Here is a 5672-nt window from a genome sequence, read left to right on the forward strand (position 1 = left end):
GGGGAGGCGGCAGCGGCGAGCGGCTGCGGCGCGATTGCCGCGGCGGAGTGCCCGCGGCGCGCTGGCGGCGGCAGGCCGGGTTGCGGGACCGGCGTCGTGGCCGCTTGCGCTGCGCGCAGCGGGAACGCCGCTTCGATCGCCTGCGGCAAGGTCGCGCCGTCGGGCCACAGCATGATCGTGCGGGCGCTGGCCCAGCCGCAGGCGACGAGCGCGACGAAGCGGAGTGGCCGGCCGCGCCCGTTCACGCGGCGCCGCTCTCGCCGGCGTCCGGAAAGTGATGCACGGTCTTGTCCCATACCGGGCGCTTGCCGCGCAGCGTGGGGAGATAGATCGCGATCGCCCGACGCGCGGCGAGCAGCGCCACGAGGTTCGCGACGAACAGCCGCGGGACGGACAGCAGCGCCTCGATCGCGCCGAACGCGCGGGCGGTGAACAGCATCCGCATCGCGATCCGCCAGCCGAGCAGCGCAAGGTTGGCGGCGAGCAGGGCTTGCAGCGCGCCTCCGGGGGCAGGCACGGGCGTTCCGGCCAGAAGATGCGCGCCAAGCGACAGGCCCCACATCACCAGCGCGAGATAGGCGATGGCGAGCACCGGGATCGCCAGCGTCGCGCGCCGGTCGCGCATGCGCATCCAATGCTCGCCGATCGCGCCGCCGCGCGCCCAGCCGGTGCGGTCCCAGCCCGCAAGCGCGATGCCGGTCATCCAGCGCGCCTTCTGGCGCACCGCCGCATGCAGCGAACGCGGGAAATAGGCGCGAACCGCGACCAGCCCGCCCCCGGGATCGCGGCTGCGCACGAGCTTGGCCCGCCCGCCCATCGCCGCGACGGTGAGGCCGAGCTCATAATCCTCGGTCAGGCTCAGCTCGTCGAAGGGCAGGCCGCCGCGCGCTTCGGCGATCTGCCCGAGGAGCGCCCGGTCGATCGCGCACCCGACCCCGGCAAAGGGCAGCGCCGCGCCCAGCGCTTCGCGCACCGCGAGCGTCTTGGCATGGGCTTCCGAGAATTCGTCATTGTAATGGCCCGCGACCAGCGGCGAGCGGGCGTCGGGGAGGGGGAGCACGGGGAGCTGCACCGCCTGATGATCGGCTAGCCATGCCGCAATCACGCCGAGCTCGTCGGGATGCACCACATCCTCGGCATCGTGCAGCACGATCGCCCGCACCATGCCTTCGTCCGCCTCGTCGCGCAGCAGCGCGCGCCAGATGGCGTTGAGGCAATCGGCCTTGGTGGTGCCGCCCGGTCGCGGATTGACAACCAGCCGCACGCGATCGTCACCCGCGGCGACCGCGCTCGCCGCGGCAATGGTCGCCGGATCGTTGGGGTAGACGCCGACATAGATGCGGTAGTCGGCATAATCGTAGCGTGCGAGCGCGGTGCTCAGCATCGGCCCGATCACCGCGGCTTCGTCCCAGGCCGGAACGAGCACGGCCATGCGCCCGCCGCTGCGGATCGGCGCACGCTGGCGCACCGGCTGCCACCATCCCCGCAGGCGCGTCCACATGAAGACGAGATCGACCGCCAGATCGTCGATGCCGCCGATCAGGAACCCGATCGCGGCGAACAATATCGCCTCGCGCGTGACGGCGTCTACGCCCAAGATAACCGCGTCGATGCCCGGCAATGGCATTCCCCCCGATTCGGATCAGCGATTGTCCGATTCGGATGGGAAGGGATCAAGCATCTGTTTCGATTCGCGAAACCATGAAAAACGCCGGCATCCCGAGGGATACCGGCGCCGGTAACTCAACTCGGTCCGAAACGGATCAACCGTCGTAATCGGCACCGAGATTCTGGTTGCGCGGGGGCGCGGCGGCGGTGAGGCGCAGCGCCTCGGCCGAAGCAGCGAGCGAGCCGACCTCGTCGGGCGCTTCCTCGTCGTCGATCTGCACGCGCTGCAGGCTGCCGACCAGCGATTCCTCGAGCGTGTCGGGGCGCACCGTTTCCTCGGCGATCTCGCGCAGCGCGACCACCGGGTTCTTGTCGCGATCGCGCTCGAGCGTCAGCTCGGCGCCGCCGGAGATCTGCCGCGCGCGCTGCGCGGCGAGCAACACCAGATCGAACCGGTTGGAGACCTTGTCGACGCAATCCTCGACTGTGACGCGCGCCATGAAACGCTTCCTTCGGGCAGAGATACAGGAAAGGGGGCCAATTAGGGACGGCCCCTCCAAGAGTCAAGGAAATCGGGAGCGGGGGCGATGCCGGGGCTGGCGATGCGTGGCCGCTTGGTGCAATCGGGAGCGCGATGGAGCAGGCCGACCCGATCCGACCCGCAATCGCCCCCGGCCTGCCTGCCGAACCGCCGCCGCAGCCGGTGTTCGCGATCGAGGGCAACCGGCTGACCCTGCTCGACACGGGGCCGCGGCGACTGGACGCGCTGCTCGGCCTGATCGAAGGCGCGCGAAAGTCGCTGCGGCTGCTCTACTACATCTATACCGATGACGGCGTCGGCGAGCGGGTGCGCGCGGCGCTGGTCGCGGCGGTCGCGCGCGGCGTGGAGGTGACGCTGATCGTCGACGGGCTGGGCAGCGACCCCGCCTATGACAATGATTTCTTCGCGCCGCTGCGCGCGGCCGGCGGGAATATCTGCTTCTTCGTCCCGCGGCTGGGGCGCCGCTATCTGCTGCGCAACCACCAGAAGATCGCGCTCGCCGATGCCGAGACGGCGGATGCGCGGATCGTGATCGGCGGGTTCAACATCCAGGACGATTATTTCGACGGGCCGGGGAGCCATGGCTGGCGCGATCTGGGATTGCTGGTGGAGGGGCCGGCCGCGGCCCGGCTGCGCGGCTATTTCGATGCGCTGTGGCGCTGGGCGAAGCGGCCGCGCGCGCCGCTGCGCGTCCTGCGCAAGGCGCTTTCCGAATGGAGCGAGCCGGAGGGCAGGCTGCGCTGGCTGCTCGGCGGGCCGACGCGCAAGCTTTCCCCCTGGGCGCGCGCGGTGCGCCGCGACCTCAAGCATGCGCGGCGGATCGACATCCTCGCCGCCTATTTCTTTCCAAGCCCGGCCATGCTGCTGCGGCTCGGCCGCGCGGCGCGGCGCGGGGGACAGGTGCGCGTGGTGGTGCCGTCGATCACCGACAATCACCTGACGCTCCACGCGGCGCGCTTCACCTATCGCGGGCTGCTGCGGCGCGGCGTGCGGATCTTCGAGTATCTGCCGACCAAGCTGCACACCAAGCTGTTCGTGATCGACGATGCGGTGCAGATCGGCTCGGCCAATTTCGACACGCGCAGCCTGTTCCTCAACCTGGAGGTGATGCTGCGGATCGAGGACGCCGCCTTCGCCGCGCATGTCCGCGCCTATGTCGATGCCGAGGTGGGGCGCTCGCTCGAGGTGACGCGCGAATTGCATCGCGCGCGCACGGGGCTGTGGACGCGGATCATGCAAGGAGCGGTCTATCTGGTGGTCGGCGTGCTCGACTATCGCGTCACGCGCTTCCTCAACTTCGGGCCGCGCGACTGACCCCGGACGCGGCGGTCCGGGGCCGATCGGCTCACTTGACCTCGGCGAGCGCCTTCGCGGTCTTGGCGAGGACCTCGGGGGTCAGCTTGTCGGCGGCATAGCCCGACAGCTGGGTGAGGCTCATGCCCTTGAACATCTCGTAGGATTCATGGGTGGTGAGCCCGGGCAGGTTGGCGTCGAGCGCCGCCTTCGCCTTGGCATCGGCGACGATGTCCTGGATCGGCGTGTCGAGGTTGAACTTGGCGGTTGCTGCGGCAGCAGCCGGTGCGGCGGGCGCGGGCGCCGGAGCAGTCTGGGCGAGCGCGGCGGGCGCGAGCGTAACGGCCGCGAGCGCGGCGAACAGGGCAGTCTTCATGCGGAACATCCCTCCCAACGGCACGCGCGAATCGCGGCCGGCCCATGGGGCGGGCGGAGCCTAGCGGAACCGTTGCGGCTGCGCCATGTTCAGCCGTCATGCGCGCCTTTGCCGACCTGCTCAACCGGCTGATCTACACGCGATCGCGCAACGCCAAGCTGCGGCTGATCGGCGCGTATCTCAAGGCGACGCCCGATCCCGATCGCGGTTGGGCGATGGCTGCGCTGACCGGCGATCTCGACCTGCCCGCGGTCAAGCCCGCGATCATCCGCGCATTGGTGAGCGAGCGGGTCGATCCGGTGCTGTTCGGCCTCAGCCGCGATTTCGTGGGCGACACGGCAGAGACGGTCGCGCTGATCTGGCCCGAGCCGGCGGTGCCGCCGCCTGCCGACGAGCCGCTGACGGTGAGCGCGGTGGTCGACCGGCTCGGCAGCCTGTCGCGCTCGGATGCGCCCGCGGCGCTCGGCGCGATGCTCGACCGGCTGGACGCAGACGAGCGCTATGCCCTGCTCAAGCTCGCCACCGGGGCGTTGCGCGTGGGCGTGTCGGCGCGGCTCGCCAAGACCGCGCTGGCCGAGGCGTTCGGGCTCGACGTCGATGCGGTGGAGGAGGTGTGGCACGGGCTGCAGCCGCCCTATGCGCCGCTGTTCGACTGGGCGGAGGGGCGCGGCGCGCAGCCGACCGCGGCGGGCGTGCCGGTGTTCCGCTCGTTCATGCTCGCGCACCCGCTGGAGGAGACCCAGGTCGATCTCGCCGACTATGCGGCCGAGTGGAAATGGGACGGGATCCGCGTGCAACTGGTCCATGTCGCGGGCGAGACACGGCTCTACAGCCGCGCCGGCGACGACATCACCGGGAGCTTTCCGGAAGTCGCGGCGGCGTTCGCGACGCACGGCGTGCTCGACGGCGAATTGCTGGTGAAGGGCGAGGCGCAGGGCGGGGCCGGCGGCGCGGCGAGCTTCAACGCACTGCAGCAGCGGCTCGGGCGCAAGCAGGTGCCGGCGAAGATGCTGGCGGACTATCCGGCGTTCGTGCGGCTCTACGACATATTGTTCGACGGGGCGGAGGATCTGCGCGGACTCGGCTGGAGCGAGCGGCGGGCGCGGCTCGAGACGTTCGCGGCGCGGCTCGATCCCGAGCGGTTCGACGTTTCGGCGCTGATCGAGGCGGCGGATTTCGCCGCGCTGGAGGAGCTGCGCGCCGGGGCTCGGGATGCGGCGATCGAGGGGGTGATGCTCAAGCGGCGCGATTCGCCCTATGTCACGGGGCGGCGCGTCGGGCTGTGGTACAAGTGGAAGCGCGATCCGCTCATTGCCGATTGCGTGCTGATGTATGCCCAGCGCGGGTCGGGGAAGCGATCGTCCTTCTACTCCGACTATACGTTCGGCGCGTGGACCGAAGCGGGCGAGCTGCTGCCGGTGGGCAAGGCCTATTTCGGCTTCACCGACGAGGAGCTGAAATGGCTCGACCGCTTCGTGCGCAACCACACGGTGGCGCGGTTCGGGCCGGTGCGCGAGGTCGAGAAGACGTTGGTGCTTGAGGTGGCGTTCGACTCGATCCACGCCTCCAAGCGCCATAAGTCGGGACTCGCGATGCGCTTTCCGCGGATCAGCCGCATCCGCATCGATAAGCCGGCGAACGAAGCCGAGACGATCGCCGGGTTGGAGCGCCTCGTTACTTAGGGACACATCCTTATCCTCCCCCGCCAGGGGGAGGTGTCAGCCGCGGGCTGACGGAGGGGGCGGATTCCAGAACGCTGGCGGCTCGCGTCCTCCCCCTCCGTCACGCTGCGCGTGCCACCTCCCCCTGGCGGGGGAGGATTATCCGCCAGGGACGTTTGCCTCCAGCTCGTCG

5 protein-coding genes and 1 pseudogene are annotated in these 5672 nt (G+C 70.2%); 2 read left to right on the forward strand and 4 right to left on the reverse strand.

Annotated features, from left to right (window positions below; all coding sequences use genetic code 11):
* The 3 genes and pseudogenes from VGD28_RS02300 to rpoZ form a co-directional block, all read right to left on the reverse strand.
* Positions 1-245, reverse strand: a pseudogene (locus VGD28_RS02300) (hypothetical protein); the annotation flags it as partial.
* Positions 242-1597, reverse strand: a complete 1356-nt coding sequence (locus VGD28_RS02305) for a glycosyl transferase family protein (RefSeq protein ID WP_331026717.1) — start codon at positions 1595-1597, stop codon at positions 242-244. The gene VGD28_RS02305 and the pseudogene VGD28_RS02300, both read right to left, overlap by 4 nt.
* 166 nt (positions 1598-1763) lie before the next feature.
* On the reverse strand, positions 1764-2108 hold the full coding sequence (rpoZ, locus tag VGD28_RS02310) for a DNA-directed RNA polymerase subunit omega (RefSeq protein ID WP_331026718.1): 345 nt from the start codon (positions 2106-2108) through the stop codon (positions 1764-1766).
* Positions 2109-2242: 134 nt separating this feature from the next.
* Here rpoZ and VGD28_RS02315 point away from each other — a divergent pair, with 134 nt between their 5' ends.
* Entirely contained in the window at positions 2243-3463 is a 1221-nt protein-coding gene (locus VGD28_RS02315) for a phosphatidylserine/phosphatidylglycerophosphate/cardiolipin synthase family protein (RefSeq protein ID WP_331026719.1), read from the forward strand.
* Positions 3464-3494: 31 nt separating this feature from the next.
* Here VGD28_RS02315 and VGD28_RS02320 read toward each other — a convergent pair whose 3' ends face one another.
* On the reverse strand, positions 3495-3818 hold the full coding sequence (locus VGD28_RS02320) for a hypothetical protein (RefSeq protein WP_331026720.1): 324 nt from the start codon (positions 3816-3818) through the stop codon (positions 3495-3497).
* A 98-nt stretch (positions 3819-3916) separates the two neighbouring features.
* Between VGD28_RS02320 and VGD28_RS02325 the strand changes: the two genes are divergently transcribed.
* Positions 3917-5500 carry a cisplatin damage response ATP-dependent DNA ligase gene (locus VGD28_RS02325; protein WP_331026721.1) on the forward strand — a complete coding sequence of 528 codons (1584 nt, stop codon included), beginning with the start codon at positions 3917-3919 and terminating at the stop codon, positions 5498-5500.
* Positions 5501-5672: the final 172 nt, after the last annotated feature.

Source organism: Sphingomonas sp., assembly GCF_036402235.1.
In the GTDB taxonomy this organism is placed as follows: Bacteria; Pseudomonadota; Alphaproteobacteria; order Sphingomonadales; family Sphingomonadaceae; genus Sphingomonas.

Excerpts from the sequence above, each read along its gene's own strand:
- VGD28_RS02315 (WP_331026719.1), top strand. The coding sequence starts at position 2,243 with ATGGAGCAGGCCGACCCGATCCGACCCGCAATCGCCCCCGGCCTGCCT.
- VGD28_RS02320 (WP_331026720.1), bottom strand. The coding sequence starts at position 3,818 with ATGAAGACTGCCCTGTTCGCCGCGCTCGCGGCCGTTACGCTCGCGCCC.
- VGD28_RS02325 (WP_331026721.1), top strand. The coding sequence starts at position 3,917 with ATGCGCGCCTTTGCCGACCTGCTCAACCGGCTGATCTACACGCGATCG.
- rpoZ (WP_331026718.1), bottom strand. The coding sequence starts at position 2,108 with ATGGCGCGCGTCACAGTCGAGGATTGCGTCGACAAGGTCTCCAACCGG.